Below are 24,668 nucleotides of genomic sequence, written 5' to 3'. Positions count from 1 at the left end.
TCCGCCCACCAAGCCGAATCCCTTACCGCACCGTTGCGCGGCGCACACGGTTCAGAACGGCTTGACGATCACCAACGCCACGATCCCCGCCATCGAGAGCAGCGTGACCGGCAAAGCCCGTTGAAAAAGCGGCGGCGACGATGTAGCGCCGTCGCGATCCAATCGTCTGAGCGTGGCGGACAAGCGGCCATGCAATCCCGAGATGACCAGCACCAGAACCAGCTTGATCATCAGCCATGGTGCGCTCCACCAATGCCCCATGATCGCGAGTGTGGGGCCGGTCAGCCACACCACGATCAACGCGGGCGACGCCAGCCCGTAGTCCGCCCGTCGCGCGATACGACGCCATTCGGGCTGCGACAAACGCCCGCCCAGCGCCATCGTCACCATCCCCGCAATCAACGCGATCACCGCCATCAGATGTACGGCCTTGATCCACAGATAAAGCATTGAAGGTCTCCTTGGTCGCCCGTCGATTATTTCCGTTTGAACAAGAGTTGCTTGTTCGAAGTCGTCTTTATCACTGCGTCCTGCATTAATAGACTTCAACTGTCGACGATGAAATCAACATCGCCCCTTTCAAAAGACAGGAGAAAACATCATGCAACGCGCCCTTATGACTTCGGCTCTGGTTTCTGCAATGCTGGCCCTATCGGCCGGTTCGGCTTTCGCCAGCGATGCCTTCGACGGTCCCTCGGAATTCTCGTGGGTGCCGCAAACCAGCGTGCTCAGCCGCGCACAGGTCCGTGAAGAACTGATTCAGGCTCAACAGGCCGGCCTCGTGGTGCAACACGACGCCGTGTACCCGAAGGCAGTGCCGAGCGCACAACCGGCATCGGCCAGCGCCCCGGTCACGATGGGTTCGGTCGGCGGCCAACAACGTGCCGGCACGACCTACTTCGGTTCGTAATGTAACTCGCCGCGCCGCGAGCCTCGTACAAGAGGCCGCGGCGCGTCGTTCTGCGCATAACGACGCGCCGGCCCGCACCGGCGCCTGATGTGATCTCCGGTCGTTCCCGACCCAAGACTCCTGTCGCTGTGCGTGGTGGTTCAACGCACAGGACTTTGCCCGTCGCTTCGGCGACGGGCTTTTTTAGCGGACACCCACCGCTTCTAAGGTGTCCGCCAGATAGCGTCTGCAAACGCCAGAAACGACGAAGCCCGCCGAAGCGGGCTTCTTGCCGTTGGCGGCTACGCCGCGCGACTTACTTCGTCAGCGATTTCGCGAGGAATGTCAGTGCGCGGCCGTGCGCCAGCGCTGCCGACGGCTGATGGTACGAGCCACGGGCCCAGCAGTTGAAGCCGTGATCGGCCCCTGGGTACACGAACACTTCCGTGTTCGGACGCGACTTCACCGCGTCGCTCACCGACGTCACGATATCCGGCGTGATGTGGCTATCGAGTGCCCCGTAGTGGAACTGCACCGGCACGTTCAGATTGGCCGCTTCGGCCAGATAGCTGTGAATGCCGCCGCCGTAGTACGGCACGGCGGCATCGACCAGCCCGCGTGCGGCGCTCAGATACGACAACAGGCCGCCGAAACAATAACCGACGGCCGCCACCTTGGCACCGCCATCGATCCTGGTGCGCAGTGCCTTGACCGTGGCTTCGATATCCTTCACGGCCTTCTCGACATCGACCGACTTGCGCAACTCCATGGCACGCGCCATGTCGTCACCCGCGTAGCCCAATTCCACGCGCGGTGCGGCGCGCCAGAAAATGTCCGGCGCGAGCACCACATAGCCGTCCATTGCGTATTGATCGGCCACGCCACGAATGTGCTCGTTCACGCCGAAGATTTCCTGCACCAGCACGATGCCCGGCGCGTTTGCGGTCTTACCCGACGGCGGCAATGCCAGATAGGCATCGAAGGCGCCATCCACGGTTTCGACACGGATCCATTGACTGTTCGACACGGGAGTTACTCCATCAAAGAAGGGGGAAGTGCCTGCGCGCGATGTTGACTGAGCGCCCGCTGAAGTGGGGCGCGACAGACAACGGCAACCGCGTGCAGTCAGGCCGGATCAGTATAGGCACTTTTACGTGACCGCACAGCGCGCGGCGAAGCCCGGCAGACAAGGCCGTGCGGGCTCTGGACATCAGCGCCCCGGCACTGCGTGCCGTCAGCGCGTGTCATGCCGTGCGCATCGCGCCACCTAACGTTTCGCCGGCCGAACCCGAAGTCCTCGCCAGTGCTGGCTCATCCCGCGAGGGCGACCTCGAACAGCTTCGCCACACCACCGAATCCCGCAGCCTGTGAAGCATCGATGCCATACAACGCACTCAACGACGGCCCGGGGTTCAGAAAGTCCACACGAACATCGTCGGCGGCGGCCGCCCACACCATCACCTTGAGCGGCAACTCCAGTCCGGCATGCGGATTGGCGGCCATCACCGGCGTGCCACCCTTCGGGTTGCCGAAAAGCAGCAGGCGTGTCGGACGCAATGCCAACCCGGCAGACGCCGCCGCCGCGCTCTGATCGATGTCGGCGAAGATCGTCATGCCGTGTTGCTTGAGCGCGTCGATCACGCGCGTGAGCGTGGCGTAGAAATCCACCGGGCTGCGCCACGATGTGACGGAGGCGGGGTGCACGAATTCGGTCGTCTTGCCGGTTGCCATAGGGGTCTCCTCGAACGCTGTGCGGGAGTCGACAAAGCCCGCGCAGCGTTTGCGCGGCGAGGGCATCAGTGTAACGCCGCACGACTCGCCTTACATGTCGTTACCGCCCCCCGGCCGGGCATCGGATGCGCGTTACGCTTGCCCCAGGCGCTCGATACTCCTGCGAGCGCTTTTAATACGGAGTCCATATGATGAAGATCACGATACGCCACACGGCCGGTGCACTTGCGTTTGTGCTGGCCATGACGGCCACCGGCGTTGCCACGGCCGACGCGTTACCTCCCGCCGCTCGCGTGCAGAGTGCGCAACCCGCCGCGGAAGTCCGCGAAATGCCACCGCCGCCGGGCACGGGCCCGCACTTCGGGGGGCCGGGTCCTCGCGGCCCCGCCGCCCCCGGCGGGCCCGGCGGGCCCGGCTTTGCCGCCGTTCGCACGATAGAGGAGATCGCGCACCTCTACCGCGTGGGTGGTCATCCCGAGAATGTCTTGCCGTTCTATCGCGAAACGCTCTCGCAAACCCGTGATCCGATACTGCGTCACCATCTGCGCGAAGCCATCGCGCGTGAGGAATTGAAACCGGCCGACACCTCGGCCGCCATCTCGACTTTGCGCGCGCAGTTGAGCGAGGATCTCGCAGCGTTGCCGCCACCGCCGTCCGACGGCAAGCGTCGCTGACGGCGCGTGATCCGGCAACGTCGAAGACCGCGTGGATCATACGACCCATGCGGGCGCTCAGAAAACGTACTTCGCACCGACGTTGACGAGCACGCCACGCATCCCGGCCGTGCCGAAACTCTGTTGATACGACACGCGGCCGTACATCGACAGATTGGCTGACTGCGTGCCGTTCACACCCAGCGAGAACACCATCGCGTCGCCGTACTTCCCGGTCTGGAACATCGCCTCGCCGACTTGCACGCTGGTCCCGGCGACGAAAGCGTGCACAAGGTCGAATCCGACATAAGGCGTGACACGCCCTGTGCTCACCGCTATCGGCCGGGTCAGCCGCACACCGAGCCGACCTGTGACCTGGTTCTGGGAGCCGATATTCACAGACAGTCCATCGGCGTCGGTCATATTGCGAAACGCCAGATGCTGCCCCACGAACTGCAATTGCGGCTCGAGATTGAGACCATACGCAAGCGCTAACGGATAGCCCGCCTCCACCGACGCCGCATAGCTGTTGCCACGCATCGAAGCGACGTCGGTGCGAACATCGGTGTTCACTTGCCCGTTGAACCAGCCAACCGAGACAATGCCATCCACATACCAGCCTTGCTGGCTCTGATAGGTGCCATATCCGTACAGCCGGTAGGTACTCGAGCGCGTAGAGCTGGCGCCATCGACGGCGTCGGGTTCGTAGTGTAGCCAGCCCATCGAACCGGCCGCGCCGAAGCGCCATGTGCCATCCTCGGTGACATGTTTGAACAGATTGCCACCGATTTGAATCGCGCCATAATCTCCGCGCATATCGTAACCAAACGCCTGGAAGCTCTGGTTGGAGAAGTACCGGAAATTGCCGCCGTAGCCGCGCACGAACATCTCGCCCGGCCCGCGATCCCGGCCCAGTTCGCGGTCATCGCGCACTTCCCCCAGACGCCGATGCAGCGAATCGAGATCCATCAGCCCGGCATGCAAGAAGGCCTGCGGCGCGCTCAGGTAGGCAGGAACTTGAGGGGCGACCTCAGGGCGCGCATCGGGCGGCACCGGGTCGACGATTTCGCCGCCGGGTCCTCCAGGACCTTCCGGGTCCACTTCGCCGCCCGGATCCACGTAGGCACTTTGCAAGCGGTAGTCCCAAAAACCACCCCCGGTGCCAACGAGGTTTTGCGACGCCTCCGCCGTGCCATGTACCGAACCGGGACCATAGGCATAGAGCCGGTACTCATAAGGCGAATTGGGCGCCACGACGTAGCCCCCAGCCAGACGGAACGCATTGAACGTAGAGGTGCCCCCGACCTGGACAACCGAAATCCCCTCGTCGTTGGTGATCACACCGGTGGGCGACGTGAGCTTGCCCGGACTCCCGGCAACCGGCTTGATCTGCAATAGCGTCGTGCCGCTTGCCGAGCCTGCGATGAGCAGCCGGTCAGTGTACTGATTCGTCAACGCTCCACCCTCGTTCAGGTAGGTGTTCAGCGCTACCGTGCCACCGTTTCCGACATAGCTGTTACCGACGTTCACGGTGCGATACGAACTCTGACTGGTGGGCGCCGACGCCAGCAGTGCCGTGACAGGAAAGTCGATCAGGCTGTTGGCGTTGCTCAGTTCCGTCACATTCGAACTCGCCGTCACATGCCATGTGCTGCTGTTGCTCAGATTGACGACCGACGTACTGGTCGTGTCGGTCAGGATCCGGCCATTGAGCACCGAGTGGTTGGCGTCGAGGTTGAGCGTGGCGCCCAACTCCCCCCCTCCCGAGACGGCGCGCGTCGTCGCGTACACCGCTCCCGCACTGCCGGTCAGCGTCGAATCGACCAGATTGACGTTGGCAACGCCGCCATAGATCCATAGCGCCGCACTTTGGTCCGAGGTGACCGTCGTGCCTTGCAACGTCATGTTGTAACCGCCGGCGCGCGGCGGTGCCGCCACGCCTCCCACACCGCCCGTCGCTACGCCGACAATGTCGCTGCCGACCTCGGTCGGCGCGCTCGGATACGGTGTCGTGATCGCCAGCGCAGGCGGCGGGTCGAGCGACGTCAGCCCGGCAGTGGTCGTGGGCAGCGTGGGCAACCCGGGAGTGGCGACGGATGTCGGCATCGCCGCCACCGTTTGCGGCGCATCGAACACAATGCCCGCGCCGCCCGCACCAGTGGCGTGCAACGTCGCGCCGGTCGCGTTGAAGAGGCCGCCATTCTGAATACGCACGACGTAGGCGTTGGCGCCCGAGGTCGTGATCGCCGTGCCTGCACCGCTTGCGCTGGTCAGCAAATTGACCGTGCCCGCGTTCGCGTAAATGCCATAAGTACTGGCCTGATTCGTCGTGATGCTGCCGCCGGCGAAGTGGGTCGTACTGCCCGTCCAGCCGTAGATGCCGTAGGCCTGAACGCCTTGCGTCGTGATCGCGAAGTCGGACAGATTCACCGTGGCCGCCCCTGAGCCGGACAGCAGGCCGTAAGCGGTCTGTCCCTGCGTACTGATGGACCCGCCATTGAGCGTGGCCGTCGTGCTGCCCGAGATCCACATGCCGTATGCAGAGGTGCCCAGCGTGCTCACGGCGACCTGCGAGCCCGTTACGGTCGATGTGCCGTTGACGAGCAACCCATACGTGCTGTTCTGCGTGGTGGACAGACGCAATCGATTGAGGTTGCCGTTGGCGGTACCGATCCGCACGGCGTGACTGCCCGCGCCCGTCGTGCTTACGACGACAGTGCCCGGCGTGTTCGCGTCGGTGTTGGTGTTGAGCGTGCCACCGGCTTCGGCGTTCAGACCGAGGTTGCCATCCACAGCGGTGGTGATGGTCGAATTCCCGTTGATCGTGCCCGAGCTGCCGTTGAACACCTGAAGGCCACCTCCCCCCGTGCCCACGGACGTCACGGTCGAGTTGCTGAGCGTGATGTTGCTCCCGCCCCAGGAACGCACACCCCAGCTGTCCGCACCGCTCACCGTAATCGACGCCTGATCGAGATTGATGGTCGATGTCGAGCCATAGGCGCGAATGCCGTCGGCGGTGCTCCCGTCGGTGGTAATCGTGACGTTACCGCCTTGCAGCAGCGATGTTCCGCTAGACGTCTCCGGCATGTAGACGCCGTGGACTGATGTTCCCCTGCCCCTGAGCAGAACCCCGCCGGCGCTTGGCGTGATCTTCACGGTACCATTGGCGATGTAGAGCGCGTCGTTCGGTGCGCCGGCCTGGTAGTCGGAGGTAATGGAGACCTGTCCCGCCACACCCTGGTTCGGGTCGATCGTCACGACCGCGCCGTTGAATACCGACACACCGGCGCCGCCCAGTTGGGCGGGATAAGGAGGCACCGGGTGAATCGTCACGGTCCCTTGAATGACGCCCACGGGCACAACATTTCCGTCGTAATACTGTTCGTAGGTCAGGATGCTGCCGGACGGGATCACCGATAGCGGATAGGTTTGTGCCTGTGCGGCGCCGGCAGACAGAAAGACAAGAGAAACCGCCACCGACAGCGGACGACGACGAGGCAGATGTTGGCGCATTGCGTGAGTCACTTTACCTCCTTGGGGATGGGAGACAATCTGACACATCGAAAGCACTACGAATCAACTGACCTGTTTTTGCTCGCAGGCAGGATGGGTAAACACTAAACGAATCGCTTCGAAAATTACAGCTTGTTTCAGGCGATCAAAACCACTTTCTCCGCACACGCCGCAACGCTGTAATTTTTATTATTCATTTCGGCATGCTTATCGTAATTTTAATTATTGAAGTGTGGCTTTCCTACGCCATCTGCCGGCTCGCAGCGAGACGTTGAAGACATTGAAAGTGATGCTGAGACCCTCACGCGCGACGCCGCGCCGCGCCGCGCTCACGTCTGAGGCGTGGCCATGATCCGTTCGTTCCACTGCGGCAGCCATTCCAGCAAGAACTGCGCAAAGCCTTCCGCCGCAGGTGACGCCGCACGAGACAGCGGACGATAGACACATACCTGACGAATCGTCTCGGGCGACACGACACGTCGCATCACGAGACCGAACGGATGCGCGAGCGCCGCCACGTAGCCGGGCGTGAGCGTCGCCGCCAGCCCTTGCGCCGCCACCCCAAGCGCGGTTGTCACGTTATCGACGACATCGATGGGCGTGATGCGTGCGTCGTCCGGGGCGGATAACCGCATCTGCGCGACGCTGCGTTCATGATCGCGACCGGCGGCGACGAGCGGCGTGTCGCGCAAATCCGACCAGCGCACGCGGCGACGCCGCGCGAGCGGATGTTCGGGCGTGCACCACAACACCCACGGACTGTCGAACGCCGGCTCGCCCGCCACGTGAGCCCCTGTCGCACGGTTCGGGCCAATGGCCAGATCGAGGTCGCCATTGGCGACATGATCGATGAGTGCATCGACGGGCGTGTCGACCACGCGCACCACCACCTTGGGCCGCGTTTCGGCATAGACGCGAATCGCCGCAGGCAACGCCATGCTCGCGAGCACGAGCGGCGCGCCCACACGCACGATGCCGGCCGCCCGGTTGCGCAGATCGTCGGCGGTCTTCTCCGCAGCCTGTACATGGCGTAGCACCGATTCGGCCGAGGCGAGGAAGTCGCGTCCAGCGCTGGACAGCGCCACACGCCGGGTGGTGCGATCGAAGATGCGAAAGCCGAGCACCGACTCCAGCTCGGCAACGAGTTGGCTCACGGCAGACGACGTGAGCCCCAGCCGGTTGCCGGCCTCGGCAAAGCTATGCAGTTCGGCAATGGCCACCAGCGCTTCGAACTGGCGGAGCGTGACGCGGGTCAGGGGCATGGCATTTCGATTATCAAGTTTCGCTTACGAATCGACCAAAATCGATTGATTGTTCCGTAAAGGGGCGTCGCCCACAATCGATTTTCAAAATTCACCGTCGAACCCGATCGAATCGGTAAGGAGCGAGCCCCCTCATGTTTTCCCATGTCGACGCCTACCCCGGCGACCCCATCCTTGGCCTGAACGAAGCCTTCGGACACGATCCTCGTCCGAACAAGGTCAATCTGTCGATCGGCATCTACTTCGACGACAACGGGCGTCTGCCGGTCATGCAAGCCGTGCGCGATGCCGAATCGGCCGTGCTCGCCGACATCGGGCCCCGTCCCTATCTTCCGATGGCCGGCACACCCACGTATCGCGACGCCGTGCAAGCCCTCGTCTTCGGGGAGGGCAATGCCGCGCGCCGCGAGCAGCGCATCGCCACCTTGCAGACGTTGGGCGGTGGCGGCGCGCTACGCGTGGGGGCGGACTTCCTCAAACGCTATTTCCCCGAGAGCACCCTCTGGATCAGCGACCCAAGCTGGGACAACCATCGCGTGGTGTTCGAGAGCGCAGGCTTTCCCGTGCGGTCCTATCCGTATTACGACGACGCCACCGGCGGACTGCGCTTCGACGCCATGCTCGACACCCTCGCGTCGCTCCCGCCGCGCAGCATCGTGCTCCTGCACGCCTGCTGTCACAACCCGACCGGCGTGGATCTGACTCAGACGCAATGGCAAACGCTCGTGCCGGTGCTGCGCGAGCGCGGCCTCATCGCGTTCGTCGACATGGCCTATCAGGGCTTCGGCGATGGCCTCGACGCCGACGCGTTCGCCGTGCGCGCGTTGACCGACGCCGGCGTGCCGACCGTGGTGGCCAATTCGTTCTCGAAGAACTTCTCGCTATATGGCGAGCGATGCGGCGCGCTGTCGGTGGTATGCGCGTCGGCAGACGAAGCGTCACGCGTGTTCGGACAACTCACCGGTACGGTGCGCGCGAACTATAGCAATCCGCCAACGCACGGGGCCCGGCTCGTCGCGCAAGTGTTGACGACACCCGCCTTGCGGCGCGCGTGGGAAGACGAGCTGGACAGCATGCGCACGCGCATCGCCACGATGCGCGCGCAGATTCATGCACGGCTGGCGGCACACGTCAGTGGAGAGAAGCTTTCTCGCTACATCGCGCAGCGCGGCATGTTCACGTACACGGGGCTGTCCGCCGCGCAAGCCGACGCCCTGCGCGAAACGCACGGCGTCTATCTGCTGCGCTCCGGACGCATGTGTGTGGCCGGCCTGAATACGCGCAACGTCGACACCGTGGCGCAGGCCATCGCCCAGGTGCTGGCGCAGGGCTGAGGCCGCGGCGACAGGCCACAAGAACACGGGGTGCATGCCTCCGACGAACGCATGCTCGACACATAACAACGACTGGAGACAACATGACCACAGCCACTGCCGCCGGTGAGCGCATCGGCCGCGACGCAACCTCACACACCTGGCGCGCGGTGATATCCGCGTCCATCGGTAACGCGCTCGAATGGTTCGATCTCGTTGTGTACGGCTTTTTCGCCGTCACTATCGCGAAACTGTTCTTCCCCGCGCACGACGACACGACATCGCTGCTGCTCACGCTCGGTACGTTCGGTGTGTCGTTCTTCATGCGGCCGTTGGGCGCAATCGTCATTGGCGTGTATGCCGATCGCCGGGGACGGCGCGAGGCACTGACGATGACCATTCTGTTGATGATGGCAGGCACGGCGATCATCGCCTTCATGCCGACTTACGAGACGATTGGTGTGCTCGCGCCGATGGGCATCGTGCTCGCACGCATGATTCAGGGGTTCTCGGCCGGCGGCGAATTCGGTAGTGCAACGGCCTTTCTCGCCGAGCATGCGCCGCAACGGCGCGGCTTCTTTGCGAGCTTTCAGGTGGCGAGTCAGGGGCTGACGACGCTGCTGGCCGCCGGCTTCGGCGCGGTGCTGACGAGCACGCTCTCGCCCGAGCAGATGCAGAGCTGGGGCTGGCGCGTGCCGTTCCTGTTCGGCTTGCTGATCGGGCCGGTTGCGTATTACATCCGTCGCCATGTCAGCGAGACGCCCGAGTTCCTGGAAGCCGAGCCGACGCAGACGCCGCTGCGCGACACGTTCGAGCATCAGAAGATGCGCTTGTTGCTGGCGGTGGGTGCCGTGGTCGTTGCCACGGTCTCGACCTATCTCGTGCTGTACATGCCGACGTATGCGATCAAACAACTCGGGTTGCCCGCATCGGTCGCGTTTGCGGCGACCGTGGCGACCGGGATCGTGCAGATGTTCCTCTCGCCGGTCGTGGGCGCGTGGTCGGATCGTGTCGGCCGTGCCAAGCCGATGATGATCGCGGCGGCCGCGTTGCTGGTCTTGATCTGGCCGATGTTCTGGCTGCTTTCGACGTACCCGAGCTTTGGCATGATGCTCGCGTTGCAGACGCTGCTCGGCGTGCTGATGACGGTGTACTTTGCTCCGTTGCCCGCTCTCGCCTCGGAGATCTTTCCGGTGAAGACGCGCACCACGGGCCTGTCGCTCTCGTACAACCTGTCGGTGACGTTCTTCGGGGGCTTCGCGCCGTTCATCCTGACGTGGCTGATCAACGCAACCGGCAGCAAACTCGCGCCGAGTTTCTACATGATGGCCGCCGCCGCTGTGGGTCTCGCCGCACTGAGTCAGGTGTATCGGCACACCGGGGTACGATAAGTACGCGCTAAAGGCCGAGCAAGATGAGGCGGCGCGCAACGCCTCTTAAAGGCCTTTGAGGTGGCCCAGAAGATCGGGCAGTGCGATCTGGATGGTGTCCCAGACGACATCGAGGTTGATATCGAAATAACCATGGGCGATGCGATTGCGCATACCGCGCATCGCACGCCACGGAACCTCGGGATTTGACTGAGCGAAGTCGGCGTGACGATCCATGATTTTCGTCGCCGCTTCTCCGATGATAATCAGACTCATCACCACAGCCTGTTGCGTGCGCTTGTCGTGCAGGAAGTCGTCTTTTGAGAGACCGTCGACAAAATCGCACGCGTCAGTCGCGGCCTGACGCATGTGATCCAGGTAATCGGGCAGACGTGTCTCGCTCATACCGGACGCGCCTCAGCCAGTACCTGCTCCCTGAATTTGACCGGCAAATCCGCCGGCGTCAGAACATCGACGTGAATGCCTAGCATCGATTCCAACTCGTCCTGCAACCCGCCAAGGTCGAATAGGGTCGTCCCGGGCAGTGCATCGACGAGAATATCGAGATCGCTACCGTCGCGGTCAGTGCCGTGCAGCACTGACCCGAATACGCGCGGATTCGATGCACGATGCCGCCGTGCCGCCTCGCGCACGGCGACACAGTGGCGTTTCAACAAGACTGACGGTCGCATCGCTCACCTCGCTTCCTTTCGATAGCCGTCAATATAACCCATGCACTCGCCCGAAGAGCCTTGTCAGGCCGAGCAAGGCATCGATGTTTGGCGTGGGTACGGAGACGCGCTGACCGATCTCTCTCACCACGCTCACGAGCGCGTCGAGTTCGATGGGGCGGTGCGCTTCCACGTCCTGCAGCATCGACGTCTTGAACGCCCCCAGCTTTGCCGTCACCTCATGCCGATCTTCGGGCGACTGCTCGATGGTGCAGCCGATCTTCGCACCGATCGTAGCCGCCTCGCGCATCGCGGCCGAGCAGAACGCGCGCACGAGCGGATCGTCGAGCAACCGGTCGATGGTGGCGCCGGTAATGGCCGACACGGGGTTCATCGTCAGATTGCCCCACAGCTTGTACCAGATGTCGAGACGCACGTTGTCCGATGCCTTCACCTCGAATCCCGCACGCTCGAGCAGCGCGGCAAGGCGTTGCACGCGCTCGCTCGCGCCCCCGCCCGGCTCGCCGATGATGAGGCCTCGCCCCATCTTGTGATCGACCAGACCCGGCTCCGGTGTCGCCGCACTCGCATGCACGACACACCCGATCACGTTCGCCTGCGGAATGGCAGCGCCAATCGCGCCATCCGGATCGATGCTTGTCAACGTGTCGTCGCAAAAAGGCGCCACGCCCTTGCAGAACCACCAGGGCACACCATTCATTGCGGGCAGCACCAGCGTCTGCGGACCGATCAACGGGGCAACGCACGCAGCGACCTGCGTGAGCGCCGGCCCCTTCACCGCGATCACCACCAGATCCTGAACGCCCAACTTCGCCGAATCTTCCAGGGGATGTGCCGCGGCGACCGGCGCCGCTGTGAGCGTCTCGCCCTGCTTCACCCGCCAGCCGCGCTCGCGCAGCGCCGCCAGCGTCGCGCCGCGCGCCAGCGCACTGACCTGCGCCTCACCCGTTGCCGCGAGCTTCAACCCGAGCAAGCCACCGATGGCGCCCGCGCCAATGATCGTTACCTTCATCCCATTACTCCTGTCGATGTGCCGCGAGGCGATAGTTTTCCTTGAATCGCTCCGGCACACGTTCGTCAAAACCCAGCGCCACCCGACGCACTTCGGGACTGTCGCCCGGCGCATGCCCCACGCCGAGCGCCGCCGCACGCGGGGCTTCGATACGCACGACCCTGCCCGAAAGACGTCCGAGGCCGGTGATCTCACATTCCACGACATCGCCCGCGTCCACGGAGCGCGAATGGCAAGGCGTGCCCATCAGGATCACGTCGCCCGGCACCAATGTGATGTGCCGCGCAATATCCGCGATCACGTAGTGCGGCCCCCAGATCGTCTCGTCGCCAATGTGCGCCTCCTGCACGACGCGCCCGTTGCGATAAGTGCGCAACGTCTGCTCGAACAAATTCACGCCGCGCACGATGCCAGGGCCGACGGGCAACAGCGTATCCGCCCCTTTCACGCGCAGCATCGAGCCCTGATCCGTGTCGCGAAAGTCCTGCAACCCCATGTCCAGCGCCGGACAGAATCCCTCGATGTAATCCCACGCCTCATCCGGCAACACGTTGCGGCACGTGCGTCCGATCACCACGGCGTACTCGCCTTCGTAATTCAGATAGCGACAGTCCGCCGGCTTGAGGATCTGCCCCCCGTGGCCGTTCAGCGAGGTGGGGGGCTTCGTGAAGTATGTCGGGGTGTCCGTCGGCTTCGGCTTGTTGCGTGTCTCCATGCTACGCGAGCGATAAGAGATATGCACGGCGATGATTTTCGACGGATCGACCGGCGGCAGATGCGCCACGGTCTGCGGATCCACCGTCCGGCCATCGTCGAGACGCAGCATGCCGCGCTCGTTGCCTTCTTCGACGATCGTGCCCCAGAATGCGCTGCCGCCCAGCAGAATGCGACGGCGCTCGACGCGCGGGCCGCACATCACGGCAGGCAATTCGCGCAGCGGAAATTCGAAGTCCATGGTCTCGCCTCGTCAGATGGTGTCGAACCAGATATGCACGTTGCCGGTGCCGCGCGCGTTCTCGTACTCCGACAACACGGCGCCCTTGTCGCGACACGCGGCGCCCCCCAGCGCACCGACCATCTGCAGATAGTGTGCCCCGTGCGCCTCCCACGGACGCTTGCGGTAATCGGTGTCCCAATCGGCCAGAATCTGGTCGTGACGTCCCTCTCGAAATGCCTCGATCGCGCGCTTGTCGCTCTCGATATTTTCCGGACGCGACACATTGCTCTCGTGGAAGATGCGCGGGTGATTCGGCGTCCAGTCGATGCCGTTGAACTTGTGGCTCAACGCGCCCGACGCCAGCAGCGCCACACGCAAGTCACTGCGACGAATCGCCTCGCCAATCACTTCGCCGGATTGCAGAAAGTGCTGCGTCTCGCAGTTCTGACACGAACTCACCGTCACGATCGGCCATGCGTCGAGCCGCATCTGTTTGATGACGTTGATCGTCGGGTAATGGCGCGGCAGATCGGGATGCTGGACCGCGCGTGCCCGCACACCGCGCTCGCGCGCAACCGCTTCCACGCCCAGCGCCAGCTCCGGATGCCCCCGGTAATCGTAAGGCACGCCGTGCAGATACCACGGCATTTCGTCGGAGATGTACATGCCCGAGTACCGTGCCCCGCCATCGATCAGGTGATAGCCCGTGGTGAACCAGTGCGAATCGAAAATCATGATGACGTCCGGCCGTGCCGCCACGAGGCGCTCACGCACGCGCGCATAGCCGGGGATCAGGTCCGAATCCGCCCCCGCTCCCTGCAGCACGCGAAACTCCTCACACTGCATCAGGCCGGGGTGATGCGACACCAGTGCCGCGCCGACGATCTGTCCCATGTTGCTCTCCTCTCATCTCATTGTCATGTCGCTGCGCTCGCGCATCAGCGATGGCTGAAGCTCGCCTTGAACGGCTGTTTGGGTACGACGACATCCTTCACGTCGCAGAAGAATTCGAAACTCCAGTCACCGCCTTCGCGCCCGACGCCCGAGCGCTTGATGCCGCCAAACGGCGCGGCCAGATCGCGAATGCCGAAACTGTTGATCCAGATGAAGCCCGTGCGCACGCGCTCGGCCACCGCGATGGCATGCGCCTCATTGCCGTAGCAAACGCCGCCCAGCCCATAGTCCGTGCCGTTGGCCATGTCGACGACCTCGTCGTCGCTGCCGAAGGTTTGCAGCGTGAGCACTGGCCCGAAGACTTCCTCCTGCACGATCTCGTCGCGCTGGCGCAAATCGGTCAGCAACGTGGGCGCGAAGTACTGCGCGCCGAACGGATGCCGCGTCCCGCCCCACAACACGCGTGCGCCGCCGGCGACGGCACGCTCGACGAAGCCCTGCACGCGCTCGAGCTGACGCATATGAATGATCGGACCGACCTCGGTGGCGCCGTCGCGTGGATCGCCCACCACCAGATGCTCGACCTGCGCACGCAGCCTCTCGGTGAACGCAGCGGCAACGTCGGCATGCACGAGCAGACGGGTACCCGCCAGACACACCTGCCCGGCGTTGCGGTACATCAGTGCTGCGGTCGCGGCCGCAGCGTCGAGATCGGCGTCGGCCAGCACGATGAACGCCGATTTGCCGCCCAGTTCGAGGCTGCAAGGCACGAGGTTGGCCGCCGCTGTCTTTGCGATCCACTTGGCCGTGGCCACCGATCCGGTGAAGGAGATGCGTGCAAGCCGTGCGTCGCTCACGAGCGCCGCCCCCGTCACGGCGCCCGAGCCTTGCAGCAGGTTGAACACGCCCGGCGGCAAGCCCGCCTCGTGCGCGCAGTCGGCGAGCAGCGAGGACGTGAGCGGCGCCCACTCCGGCGCCTTCAGCACGACCGTATTGCCGGACGCGAGCGCCGGGCCGATCTTCCATGTCGCGAGCATCAACGGCGAATTCCACGGCGTGATCACGGCGACCACACCCGCCGGGTCGTGACGCACGAGGTGGCGCGCCTGCGGTGTCTCGATCACGCGGTCCTGCAATGTCAATGCATGCTCTGCAAACCAGGTGATGTTCTGCATGGCGCGCGGCACCACACCGTGCGCCATACGCGAGCGCAGGACACCGGCGTCGGAACTCTCCAGCGTGGCGAAGGCATCGGCACGGCGCCCGATCGCCTCGGCGAATCGCTGGAGATACGGCGCACGCCCGGCCGCCCCCAGCGCAGCCCACGCGGGAAAGGCCAGCGCCGCCGCTGTCACCGCCGCATCGACGTGCGCCAGACTGCCGCTGGCGATGTCGCCAAGCCGGGTCTGATCGATGGGGGAAACACACTCGAAGGTGTCGACGCACGCCACACGGCGGCCGTCGATATAGTGGTCCGGCGAGACGGATACGCCGGCAACGTCAAAACGGGTAGCACTCATGCCATGTCTCTTGGGGGGAATGTTGGGAAAGGTGGGCGGGAGGGGTGACGCGTGCGGCGGACGTCCTGTCGCCCAACCTGCACGCGGGTGCGATCAGCGCGCCGGCGCCGCCGAATCGTCAGCAACAGCGAATTTCGCGGCCAGCGAACGGCTCGCACTGGCGAGCAACGTGGTGTCGATCCCCACGGCGATAAAGGTCACGCCCAGATCGAGGTAATGACGGGCCAGCGTTTCGTCGACACACAGAATGCCCGCTGCCTTGCCCGCACGACGGATGCGCACGATACCGTCTTCGATGGCGTTGCGCACTTCGGGGTGCGATGCCTGTCCGAGGTAGCCCATCGATGCCGCGAGATCGGCCGGACCGATGAACACACCGTCCACGCCATCGACGGCGGCGATCTCGTCGACTTGCGCCAGCGCGTCGGCCGTCTCCACTTGCACAAGCAGACTGATCGTCTCGTTCGCGACGTGCAGATAGTCCTCGTAGCGATTCCAGCGCGAGGAACGCGCCAACCCGCTGCCGACCCCGCGAATGCCGCGCGGCGGATAGCGCGTCGCGCTGACGAGCGCCTGCGCCATGGCCGCAGACTCAACCATCGGCACAAGCAGTGTCATGGCACCGATTTCCAACACCTGCTTGATGAGCGTGGCGTCGCCATGCGGCAGCCGCACCACCGGGTGCGTCGGATACGGCGCTACCGCCTGCAACGTCGCCAGCATCGTGCGCAGGTCGTTCGGGGCGTGCTCGCCGTCGATCACCAACCAGTCGAAGCCGCTGCCCGCGCACAACTCGGCGGCATACGGCGTCGCCAGTCCCAGCCACAAACCGATCTGACGCTCACCGCGTGCGAGGGCCTGCTTGAAGAGATTCGGGGGTGTTTTCATGACATCGGCTCCAGTGAGGGGCGAACGAATGGGGCGATGCCCCTCAGACGAAGCGAACGCCGATGGCGCCGAGCGGACCGTAGTCAGCGTGGAAGACATCGCCCGCCGCACAGGCCACGGGCCGCGTGAACGACCCGGCCAGCACGATTTCGCCCGCCTGCAACCCTTCGTCGAACGCGCCAAGCTTGTTGGCCAGCCACGCAATACCGTTGCCCGGATGATTCAGGACCGCCGCACTCAGGCCCGATTCTTCGATCACACCATTGCGATAGAGCAGCGCACCGGTCCAGCGCAAATCGACGGCGTCCGGCTTGACGGGACGCCCGCCGAGAATCACGGCGGCGTTCGCCGCGTTGTCGGCAATCGTGTCGAAGACCTTGCGCGGGGCCTTCGTGTCGCGGTCGAACAACTCGATGCGACCGTCGATCAGTTCGAGCGCCGGCGTCACCCACGCGGTGGCGTCGAGCACGTCGAACAGCGTGACACCGGGCCCCTTGAGCGGCTTCGCAAGAATGAACGCCAACTCCACTTCGAGACGCGGCACGATGAAGCGCGAGGCCTCGAGCGTCGCACCGTCGGCGACGAGCATGTCGTCGAGCAGCGTGCCGTGGTCGGGTTCGGTGATCTGCGCCGCCACTTGCATGGCGCGCGAGGTCAGCCCGATCTTATGGCCGATCATGCGACGACCTTCCGCGTATTTCAGCGCCAGCCACGCCTGCGAAATCGCATAGCTGTCGGCGATGGTCATGTCGGGATAACGGCGGGAAAACTGCATGACCGGCGTGCGGTTGCGCTCCGCCTCGTGCAGCTCGCGGGCAAGGGCCTGATGAGTCGAGGCATCGAGCTTCGGCATCGCGTTGTCTCCATGGCGCCGCCCGGCGCAGGCGACGTGTTTTTGTCAGTCGATAGCCGCTATTCTTGCGGCCGCACGCGCCAGGAACAATCAATCGATTTTGGGCGATTGATAAGCAAAACTGGATAATCCGACGTCGCCCGCCAACGCCCTGTCGACGGGCCAATCCCGCCCATTCCCCGACTGTCGCGCGATCGCCACACCTTCAACCGTCCGTTGAATCGCGTTCGGCAAAACCGATCCCCTGCCTTTCTTCCGGCTTTGCAGTGCCATCAATCGACTTTCATCGATAACGTCGGCCTTTCTCCGCAAGATCGTCCCCCCGTCCCGCGCTGCCGAGCCTTCCCGACTTGCGCTCGGCGACACACATTAAAAATGAGAGTGATTTGCATTTATAATCCGCGTCACTTTATTACAACGCCTTACGATCCGAACGCCGCGGCATCCATGTCTGCCAGCGGCCACGCTCGTCACACGCTCGCAGTCACGAAGGTCAATCAAGATGAAGATGTCCGTCAGTCGCCGTGCCCACGCGGCAGCCCATGCCGTCGGCACCGTTAGCACCGCCCGCCTCAACCGTGCCCATCGCTTCGCCGCCCATCTCGGTCTGCCACGCGCCACGGCCTGCGCCGCCGCGTTGCTCGTGGCAACGCTCGGTAGCGCGCATGCCCAGCAGGCAGGTTCGTCCACCTCGGCCGCAGACGCCAAGGCGGACGTCGAACTCGGCGCGGTCAACGTGTCGGGCGACTGGCTCGGCACGGGGCTGGACAACAGTGCAAAGACATTCCCGGGCGCACGCACGGTGGTGAAGAAGGATCAGATCGACGCGTCGGGCGCGGCAAGCATCGGCGACGTGCTGCGCCGTGTGCCGGGCGTACAGGCCACCGACAACTCCAGCAGCGCGGGTAGCGCCATCTCCCTGAACATCGGTGTGCGCGGGCTTGCGGGCCGTTTCAGCCCGCGCTCGACGGTGCTGCTCGATGGCATTCCGCTCGCCGTGGCGCCGTATGGTCAGCCGCAGTTGTCGTTCGCGCCGGTCAGCCTCTTCAACATCGAGAGCATCGACGTGGTGCGCAGCGGCGGTGCGGTTCGCTACGGCCCGCAGAACGTTGGCGGCGTGATCAACTTCAAGACACGTTCGATTCCGAATACACCGGGCCTGACCGGCGACGCCACCGTGCGTCAGAACATCTACACCACCGGTGGAGGCACGAACACGCAATATGGCCTGTTCCTCGGCACGCAGATGGATAACGGTCTGGGTTTCGCGCTGCTGTACTCGGGCATGGTCGGTCGCGACTGGCGCAAGGGCAGCGACGAAAACGTCAACGATCTGGCGTTGAAGTGGCGCTACGACATCACGCCGAGCCAGCAGGTCTACGGCAAGGTCTCGTACTACGACGCCAAGTCGAAGACACCCGGCGGTCTGACCACGGCGCAATACAACGCCGATCCATTCCAGAACACCCGCCCGAACGACTACTGGAGCGGTAACCGCACGGGCCTCGACTTCGGCTACCTGAACACGATCTCGGAGACGCAGGAATTCGAGATCCGCACGTTCTACAACGAGAGCTACCGTCAGAGCACGCTGACCAATCTGTCGGTATTGCCGCTCGTGAGCGTTCACCAGCCCCGCAACTATCAGACGTTCGGCATTGAGCCGCGCTACACGCAGCGTCTGCTTTTCGGACCGACGGCGCATGATGTGACGGTTGGATATCGCTTTATCCGCGAGCGTGGCGACGACAACAACTTCAACGTGAACGTTGCCAACGGCGCCACGTCCGCCACGACCACGTTCTACAACTACACCTCGGCGAACGCGTTCTATATCGACGACCGCATGGCATGGGGCAACTGGCGCCTCACGCCGGGCGTGCGTTACGAAATGATCGCCTCGCAGCGCGTCGACAAGGCGTCGGGCAACACGTATCGCACCGACAACAACAAGCCGCTGCCGTCGGTGAACCTGTCGTATCTGGTGAACAGCGCGTGGACGATTTTCGCGGACTACAGCACGTCGTTCGGCCCGGTGCAGAACACGCAGTTGAACTCGATGTCCGCGTCGAATCCGCTGCAGCCGGAAGTGGCGCGCACGTATGAAATCGGTACACGTTGGACGGACAATCGCTGGAAGGCCGAGCTGACGGCATTCAAGATGAAGTTCGACAATCAGATTCTGCAAGTGCCGAACGTCAGCCCGGCGACGTTCCAGAATATTGGCGCGACGAACCACGACGGCATCGAGACCGCGCTCGACTACACCTTCGATCGCGACAGCGTATTGCGCGGTCTGAACCTGTACGCGAACTTCACTTACGTGCGCGCGATCCAGAAGTCGGGCACGACGGCCGGCCTCGACGTGCCGTTCTACTCACGCTTTACCGACACGCTCGGCGCGCGTTACACGATCAGTCAATGGACGTTCAACGTATCGACGACGCACCAGAGTTCGCAGTACTCGGATCTGGCGAACACTGAAGCGGCGTCGGCTGACGGGACGAACGGCAGGGTGCCGGGCTACCGTGTGTGGAATCTGCAGGCGATGTACAAACTGCCGTTCTACAAGAACGCCGATGTCACCGTAGGCGTGAACAACGTGTTCGACAAGCGCTTCTACACGCGCAATACCGACCAGAACGGCGGCATCATGGTCGGTGCACCGCGCATGGTCTATGTTCAGGGTCACTTCGGATTCTGAGCGACACCTGACAAGTCACCGGCGCCCGTCGCCGCCCCCAGCCCCGCCCTCGATTCGACGGCGGGGCTTTTCGTTTCCCGCCGTTTCCCGCGAGGCATTTGCACGTCGGCAACCTCTCGCACGGTTGGGACAAAAAAAAACGGCACCCCGCAAAGGGTGCCGTTTCTATTACGACGTTGTTTTCAGATCGGCAGCGCCCGCATTCGCCAGCGCCGCCAGTCCGATTACTCAGCCGTAGGCTCTTCCACCGAGTTCGGCATCGGAGCAAACGCCTCTTCCAGAGCGATCTGGTCGTGACGCTCGCGATCCGACATCTCACGGGCCTTGCGGGCCTTGTGATATGCCAGACCCGTACCTGCCGGGATCAGACGGCCGACGATGACGTTTTCCTTCAGGCCACGCAGGTCGTCCTTCTTGCCCATGATGGCGGCTTCGGTCAACACGCGCGTCGTTTCCTGGAACGATGCGGCCGAGATGAACGAATCCGTCGACAGCGACGCCTTCGTAATACCCAGCAACACGTTTTCGTACTGCGCCGGACGCTTGTCCGCGGCGTTCATGGCGTCGTTCTCGTCAAGCATGTCCGAACGTTCGACCTGTTCACCGATGATGAAGCGCGAATCGCCGTTGTCGGTGATCTGCACACGACGCAGCATCTGGCGAACGATCACCTCGATGTGCTTGTCGTTGATCTTCACACCCTGCAAGCGATACACGTCCTGAACTTCGTCGACGATGTAACGTGCCAGCGCTTCGATACCCTGCAAACGCAGGATGTCATGCGGGTCGGCCGGGCCGTCCACGATCATTTCACCCTTGTTCACCACCTGACCGTCGTGCACCAGCACCTGCTTTTCCTTCGGAATCAGGAATTCGTGCTGGTTGCCGTCCAGATCGGTAATGACCAGACGCTGCTTGCCCTTCGTGTCCTTACCGAACGACGTGGTACCCGTGACTTCGGCCAGAATGCCGGCGTCCTTCGGTGCACGCGCTTCGAACAGCTCGGCCACACGCGGCAGACCCCCGGTAATATCGCGGGTCTTCTGCGCTTCGGTCGGGATACGTGCAAGCACTTCGCCCACCGGAACGTGCTGACCGTCCTTGATGGTGATCAGTGCGCCCACCTGGAAGCCGATCGTCACAGCGTGATCGGTCCCCGGGATCTTCACTTCCACACCATTCTCGTCGAGCAGCTTGACCTGCGGACGCACATTCTTCGACGCCGGACCACGACGCTTCGGATCGATCACGACCAGCGTGGACAGACCCGTCACATCGTCGATCTGCTTGGCAACCGTGACACCTTCCTCGACATTCTCGAACTTGGCGAAACCGCCGTGTTCGGTAATGATCGGGCGCGTCAGCGGGTCCCACGTACCCAGTTGGGCGCCGGCCTTGACCTGCGCGCCGTCCAGATGCAGCAGCGTGGCGCCATACGGCACCTTGTGACGCTCGCGCTCACGGCCATGATCGTCCGTGATCAGGATTTCGCCCGAACGCGAGATCGCGATCTGCTCGCCACGGCCATTCGTCACGTAACGCATGGTCGCCGAGAAGCGAACCGTACCGTTCGACTTGGCTTCGATCGACGAGGCCACTGCCGCACGCGACGCTGCACCACCGATGTGGAACGTACGCATCGTGAGCTGCGTGCCCGGTTCGCCGATCGACTGTGCGGCGATCACGCCGACGGCTTCGCCGACGTTCACGCGCGTGCCACGACCCAGATCGCGGCCATAGCAGGCTGCGCACAGACCATAGCGCGTATCGCAGGTCAACGGCGTGCGCACGCGCACTTCGTCGATACCCAGCGTTTCGATCATTTCGACGACGTCTTCGTCCAGCAGCGTGCCGGCCTCGTACACCGTTTCCTGCGTTTCCGGATTCACAACGTCGGCGACTGCCACGCGACCCAGGATACGGTCACGCAGGGCTTCGACCACTTCACCGCCCTCGACCAGCGCCTTCATCGCCACGCCGTTGCTCGTGCCGCAATCGTCTTCGACCACGACCAAATCCTGCGTCACGTCGACCAGACGACGCGTCAGGTAACCCGAGTTTGCCGTCTTCAGTGCCGTATCGGCCAGACCCTTACGTGCACCGTGGGTCGAGATGAAGTACTGCAACACGTTCAGGCCTTCGCGGAAGTTCGCGGTAATCGGCGTCTCGATAATCGAGCCGTCCGGCTTGGCCATCAGGCCACGCATACCGGCGAGCTGGCGAATCTGGGCGCTCGAACCGCGAGCACCGGAGTCGGCCATCATGTAAATCGAGTTGAACGACTCCTGATCCACGGAGTTACCGTCGCGATCGATCGTCTTTTCCTTCGAGAGCTGCTCCATCATCGCCTTACCCACGGCGTCACCGGTAGCACCCCAAATGTCCACGACGTTGTTGTAACGCTCTTGCGCCGTGACCAGACCCGACATGTACTGACGGTCGTATTCCTTGACCTTCTTCGACGCTTCGCCGATCAGCTCTTCCTTCTTCGTCGGCACGAGCATGTCGTCGACGCAGATCGAGATACCGGCACGCGTTGCCAGGCGGAAGCCCGACTGCATCAGCTTGTCGACGAAGATCACCGTCTCGCGCAGACCGCAGCGGCGGAACGCCGTGTTGATCAGCTTCGAGATTTCCTTCTTCTTGAGCGACTTGTTCAGCACCGAGAACGGCAGGCCCGGCGGCAGAATTTCCGACAGAATCGCGCGGCCGACAGTCGTCGGGTACAGCGTGATCTTCGGCGTCTTTTCGCCCGTTTCCGGATCGACCGTGTACTCCGTGATACGCACGTTCACACGCGAAGCCAGTTCGACTTCCTTGTTGTCGTACGCACGCAGCACTTCCGAGACGTCGATGAACGACAGGCCTTCGCCGCGGCCGTTGATCTTGTCGCGCGTCGCGTAATACAGACCCAGCACGATATCCTGCGACGGCACGATCGACGGATCGCCGTTAGCCGGGAACAACACGTTGTTCGAGGCCAGCATCAGGGTACGCGCTTCCATCTGCGCTTCGAGCGACAGCGGCACGTGAACGGCCATCTGGTCACCGTCGAAGTCGGCGTTGAATGCCGCGCAAACCAGCGGGTGAAGCTGAATTGCCTTGCCTTCGATCAGCACCGGCTCAAACGCCTGGATACCCAGACGGTGCAGCGTCGGTGCGCGGTTCAGCATGATCGGATGCTCGCGGATCACCTCTTCGAGGATGTCCCACACCACCGCCGTCTGGTTCTCGACTTCCTTCTTCGCGGCCTTGATGGTCGTGGCCACGCCCATCACTTCCAGCTTGTGGAAGATGAACGGCTTGAAGAGTTCGAGCGCCATCAGCTTGGGCAGACCGCACTGATGCAGCTTGAGCGTCGGGCCCACGGTAATCACCGAACGGCCCGAGTAGTCAACGCGCTTACCCAGCAAGTTCTGACGGAAACGACCGCTCTTGCCCTTGATCATGTCGGCCAGCGACTTGAGCGGACGCTTGTTCGCACCGGTCATCGCCTTACCGCGACGGCCGTTGTCGAGCAGCGAGTCCACGGACTCTTGCAGCATGCGCTTTTCGTTGCGCACGATGATGTCCGGGGCCTTGAGCTCGAGCAGACGCTTCAGACGGTTGTTACGGTTGATGACGCGGCGATACAGATCGTTCAGATCCGAGGTCGCGAAGCGGCCACCGTCGAGCGGCACCAGCGGGCGCAGCTCAGGCGGGAGCACCGGCAGCACTTCGAGCACCATCCACTCGGGCTTGATGCCCGAGCGTTGGAAAGCCTCGAGCACCTTCAGGCGCTTGGCGTACTTCTTGATCTTGGCTTCCGAGCCCGTGGCTTGCAGCTCGGCGCGCAGATGCTCGACCTGCTGGTCGATGTCGATCGAGCGCAGCAGCTCGCGCACGCCTTCCGCGCCCATCTCGGCACGGAATTCGTCGCCGTATTCCTCGACCTTGTTGTAGTAATCCTCTTCCGTCATGATCTGGCAACGCTTGAGCGGCGTCATGCCAGGTTCGAGGACCACGTAGGCTTCGAAGTACAGCACGCGTTCGATGTCGCGCAGCGTCATGTCGAGCACCATGCCCAGACGCGACGGGAGCGACTTCAGGAACCAGATGTGCGCAACCGGCGAGGCCAGCTCAATGTGGCCCATGCGTTCGCGACGCACCTTCGCCAGCGTGACTTCCACGCCGCACTTCTCGCAGATCACGCCACGGTGCTTCAGGCGCTTGTACTTGCCGCAAAGGCATTCGTAGTCCTTGATCGGACCGAAGATCTTTGCGCAGAACAGACCGTCACGCTCGGGCTTGAAAGTCCGGTAGTTGATCGTCTCCGGCTTTTTCACTTCGCCGAACGACCACGAGCGGATCTTGTCCGGCGAAGCCAGACCGATCTTGATCGCGTCGAACTGTTCGTCCTGCTGGACTTGCTTGAATAGATCGAGCAAAGCTTTCATT

Annotated in this window: 19 protein-coding genes; 5 read left to right on the top strand and 14 right to left on the bottom strand. The window is 63.3% G+C overall.

Going from position 1 to position 24,668, the window contains the following annotated elements; all coding sequences use genetic code 11:
* Nucleotides 1–51: 51 nt before the first annotated feature.
* The gene (locus PI93_RS05005) at nt 52–450 is read right to left on the bottom strand and encodes a CopD family protein (RefSeq protein WP_039374954.1); all 399 of its coding nucleotides are present in this window, start codon (nt 448–450) and stop codon (nt 52–54) included.
* A 151-nt stretch (nt 451–601) separates the two neighbouring features.
* Between PI93_RS05005 and PI93_RS05000 the strand changes: the two genes are divergently transcribed.
* Nucleotides 602–910, top strand: coding sequence for a DUF4148 domain-containing protein (locus PI93_RS05000; protein WP_039376188.1), 309 nt, complete (start codon nt 602–604; stop codon nt 908–910).
* Between the two features lie 295 nt (nt 911–1,205).
* On the opposite strand, the gene PI93_RS04995 is transcribed toward PI93_RS05000, so the two are convergent.
* Entirely contained in the window at nt 1,206–1,916 is a 711-nt protein-coding gene (locus PI93_RS04995; RefSeq protein ID WP_039374958.1) for a dienelactone hydrolase family protein, read from the bottom strand.
* Between the two features lie 284 nt (nt 1,917–2,200).
* Nucleotides 2,201–2,620, bottom strand: coding sequence for a DUF302 domain-containing protein (locus tag PI93_RS04990; RefSeq protein WP_052241069.1), 420 nt, complete (start codon nt 2,618–2,620; stop codon nt 2,201–2,203).
* 188 nt (nt 2,621–2,808) lie between these two features.
* Here PI93_RS04990 and PI93_RS04985 point away from each other — a divergent pair, with 188 nt between their 5' ends.
* Nucleotides 2,809–3,294 (top strand): hypothetical protein, encoded by a 486-nt coding sequence (locus PI93_RS04985; protein ID WP_052241070.1) that lies wholly within the window; start codon nt 2,809–2,811, stop codon nt 3,292–3,294.
* A gap of 57 nt (nt 3,295–3,351) precedes the next feature.
* Here the strand turns inward: PI93_RS04985 and PI93_RS04980 are convergent, their stop codons facing one another.
* Together PI93_RS04980 and PI93_RS04975 are read right to left on the bottom strand one after the other, a co-directional pair.
* Nucleotides 3,352–6,798, bottom strand: coding sequence for an autotransporter family protein (locus PI93_RS04980; protein ID WP_158453316.1), 3,447 nt, complete (start codon nt 6,796–6,798; stop codon nt 3,352–3,354).
* A gap of 317 nt (nt 6,799–7,115) precedes the next feature.
* Complete coding sequence (locus PI93_RS04975) at nt 7,116–8,048, bottom strand: LysR family transcriptional regulator (protein WP_039374960.1); 933 nt, start codon at nt 8,046–8,048, stop codon at nt 7,116–7,118.
* A 134-nt stretch (nt 8,049–8,182) separates the two neighbouring features.
* Between PI93_RS04975 and PI93_RS04970 the strand changes: the two genes are divergently transcribed.
* Nucleotides 8,183–9,382, top strand: coding sequence for an amino acid aminotransferase (locus PI93_RS04970; protein WP_039374962.1), 1,200 nt, complete (start codon nt 8,183–8,185; stop codon nt 9,380–9,382).
* 83 nt (nt 9,383–9,465) lie between these two features.
* Nucleotides 9,466–10,752, top strand: a complete 1,287-nt coding sequence (locus PI93_RS04965; protein ID WP_052241071.1) for an MFS transporter — start codon at nt 9,466–9,468, stop codon at nt 10,750–10,752.
* A gap of 45 nt (nt 10,753–10,797) precedes the next feature.
* Here PI93_RS04965 and PI93_RS04960 read toward each other — a convergent pair whose 3' ends face one another.
* The 8 genes from PI93_RS04960 to hpaH form a co-directional block, all read right to left on the bottom strand.
* The gene (locus PI93_RS04960) at nt 10,798–11,136 is read right to left on the bottom strand and encodes a HepT-like ribonuclease domain-containing protein (protein WP_039374964.1); all 339 of its coding nucleotides are present in this window, start codon (nt 11,134–11,136) and stop codon (nt 10,798–10,800) included.
* Nucleotides 11,133–11,423, bottom strand: a complete 291-nt coding sequence (locus PI93_RS04955; protein ID WP_039374965.1) for a nucleotidyltransferase family protein — start codon at nt 11,421–11,423, stop codon at nt 11,133–11,135. Before PI93_RS04955 ends, PI93_RS04960 begins: the two co-directional genes overlap by 4 nt.
* Before the next feature lie 28 nt (nt 11,424–11,451).
* Entirely contained in the window at nt 11,452–12,435 is a 984-nt protein-coding gene (locus tag PI93_RS04950; protein WP_039374967.1) for a 2-dehydropantoate 2-reductase, read from the bottom strand.
* Nucleotides 12,436–12,439: 4 nt separating this feature from the next.
* Nucleotides 12,440–13,390 carry a fumarylacetoacetate hydrolase family protein gene (locus PI93_RS04945; RefSeq protein ID WP_039374969.1) on the bottom strand — a complete coding sequence of 317 codons (951 nt, stop codon included), beginning with the start codon at nt 13,388–13,390 and terminating at the stop codon, nt 12,440–12,442.
* A 12-nt stretch (nt 13,391–13,402) separates the two neighbouring features.
* Nucleotides 13,403–14,266, bottom strand: coding sequence for a DODA-type extradiol aromatic ring-opening family dioxygenase (locus PI93_RS04940; protein ID WP_039374971.1), 864 nt, complete (start codon nt 14,264–14,266; stop codon nt 13,403–13,405).
* 44 nt (nt 14,267–14,310) lie between these two features.
* Entirely contained in the window at nt 14,311–15,786 is a 1,476-nt protein-coding gene (locus tag PI93_RS04935; RefSeq protein ID WP_039374972.1) for an aldehyde dehydrogenase family protein, read from the bottom strand.
* A 93-nt stretch (nt 15,787–15,879) separates the two neighbouring features.
* Entirely contained in the window at nt 15,880–16,674 is a 795-nt protein-coding gene (gene hpaI / locus PI93_RS04930; protein ID WP_039374974.1) for a 4-hydroxy-2-oxoheptanedioate aldolase, read from the bottom strand.
* A gap of 43 nt (nt 16,675–16,717) precedes the next feature.
* Nucleotides 16,718–17,527: a 2-oxo-hept-4-ene-1,7-dioate hydratase gene (gene hpaH, locus PI93_RS04925; protein ID WP_039374976.1), complete on the bottom strand. Its 810-nt coding sequence runs from the start codon at nt 17,525–17,527 to the stop codon at nt 16,718–16,720.
* Nucleotides 17,528–18,029: 502 nt separating this feature from the next.
* Between hpaH and PI93_RS04920 the strand changes: the two genes are divergently transcribed.
* Complete coding sequence (locus PI93_RS04920; protein WP_080759475.1) at nt 18,030–20,231, top strand: TonB-dependent receptor family protein; 2,202 nt, start codon at nt 18,030–18,032, stop codon at nt 20,229–20,231.
* 224 nt (nt 20,232–20,455) lie between these two features.
* On the opposite strand, the gene rpoC is transcribed toward PI93_RS04920, so the two are convergent.
* Nucleotides 20,456–24,667 (bottom strand): DNA-directed RNA polymerase subunit beta', encoded by a 4,212-nt coding sequence (rpoC, locus tag PI93_RS04915; RefSeq protein WP_039374977.1) that lies wholly within the window; start codon nt 24,665–24,667, stop codon nt 20,456–20,458.
* Nucleotide 24,668: the final 1 nt, after the last annotated feature.

Source organism: Pandoraea fibrosis (genome assembly GCF_000807775.2).
Taxonomy (GTDB): Bacteria; Pseudomonadota; Gammaproteobacteria; order Burkholderiales; family Burkholderiaceae; genus Pandoraea; species Pandoraea fibrosis.
The sequence above is the reverse complement of the archived record's forward strand: the minus strand, read 5'-3'. Positions and strand labels throughout refer to the sequence as shown.

Coding starts and splice junctions, on each gene's coding strand:
- hpaH (WP_039374976.1), bottom strand. CDS start 17,527: ATGCCGAAGCTCGATGCCTCGACTCATCAGGCCCTTGCCCGCGAGCTG.
- PI93_RS04990 (WP_052241069.1), bottom strand. CDS start 2,620: ATGGCAACCGGCAAGACGACCGAATTCGTGCACCCCGCCTCCGTCACA.
- PI93_RS04920 (WP_080759475.1), top strand. CDS start 18,030: ATGAAGATGTCCGTCAGTCGCCGTGCCCACGCGGCAGCCCATGCCGTC.
- PI93_RS04965 (WP_052241071.1), top strand. CDS start 9,466: ATGACCACAGCCACTGCCGCCGGTGAGCGCATCGGCCGCGACGCAACC.
- hpaI (WP_039374974.1), bottom strand. CDS start 16,674: ATGAAAACACCCCCGAATCTCTTCAAGCAGGCCCTCGCACGCGGTGAG.
- PI93_RS04950 (WP_039374967.1), bottom strand. CDS start 12,435: ATGAAGGTAACGATCATTGGCGCGGGCGCCATCGGTGGCTTGCTCGGG.
- PI93_RS04985 (WP_052241070.1), top strand. CDS start 2,809: ATGATGAAGATCACGATACGCCACACGGCCGGTGCACTTGCGTTTGTG.
- PI93_RS04955 (WP_039374965.1), bottom strand. CDS start 11,423: ATGCGACCGTCAGTCTTGTTGAAACGCCACTGTGTCGCCGTGCGCGAG.
- PI93_RS04945 (WP_039374969.1), bottom strand. CDS start 13,390: ATGGACTTCGAATTTCCGCTGCGCGAATTGCCTGCCGTGATGTGCGGC.
- PI93_RS04975 (WP_039374960.1), bottom strand. CDS start 8,048: ATGCCCCTGACCCGCGTCACGCTCCGCCAGTTCGAAGCGCTGGTGGCC.
- PI93_RS04935 (WP_039374972.1), bottom strand. CDS start 15,786: ATGAGTGCTACCCGTTTTGACGTTGCCGGCGTATCCGTCTCGCCGGAC.
- PI93_RS04960 (WP_039374964.1), bottom strand. CDS start 11,136: ATGAGCGAGACACGTCTGCCCGATTACCTGGATCACATGCGTCAGGCC.
- PI93_RS04970 (WP_039374962.1), top strand. CDS start 8,183: ATGTTTTCCCATGTCGACGCCTACCCCGGCGACCCCATCCTTGGCCTG.
- PI93_RS04940 (WP_039374971.1), bottom strand. CDS start 14,266: ATGGGACAGATCGTCGGCGCGGCACTGGTGTCGCATCACCCCGGCCTG.
- rpoC (WP_039374977.1), bottom strand. CDS start 24,667: ATGAAAGCTTTGCTCGATCTATTCAAGCAAGTCCAGCAGGACGAACAG.
- PI93_RS05000 (WP_039376188.1), top strand. CDS start 602: ATGCAACGCGCCCTTATGACTTCGGCTCTGGTTTCTGCAATGCTGGCC.
- PI93_RS05005 (WP_039374954.1), bottom strand. CDS start 450: ATGCTTTATCTGTGGATCAAGGCCGTACATCTGATGGCGGTGATCGCG.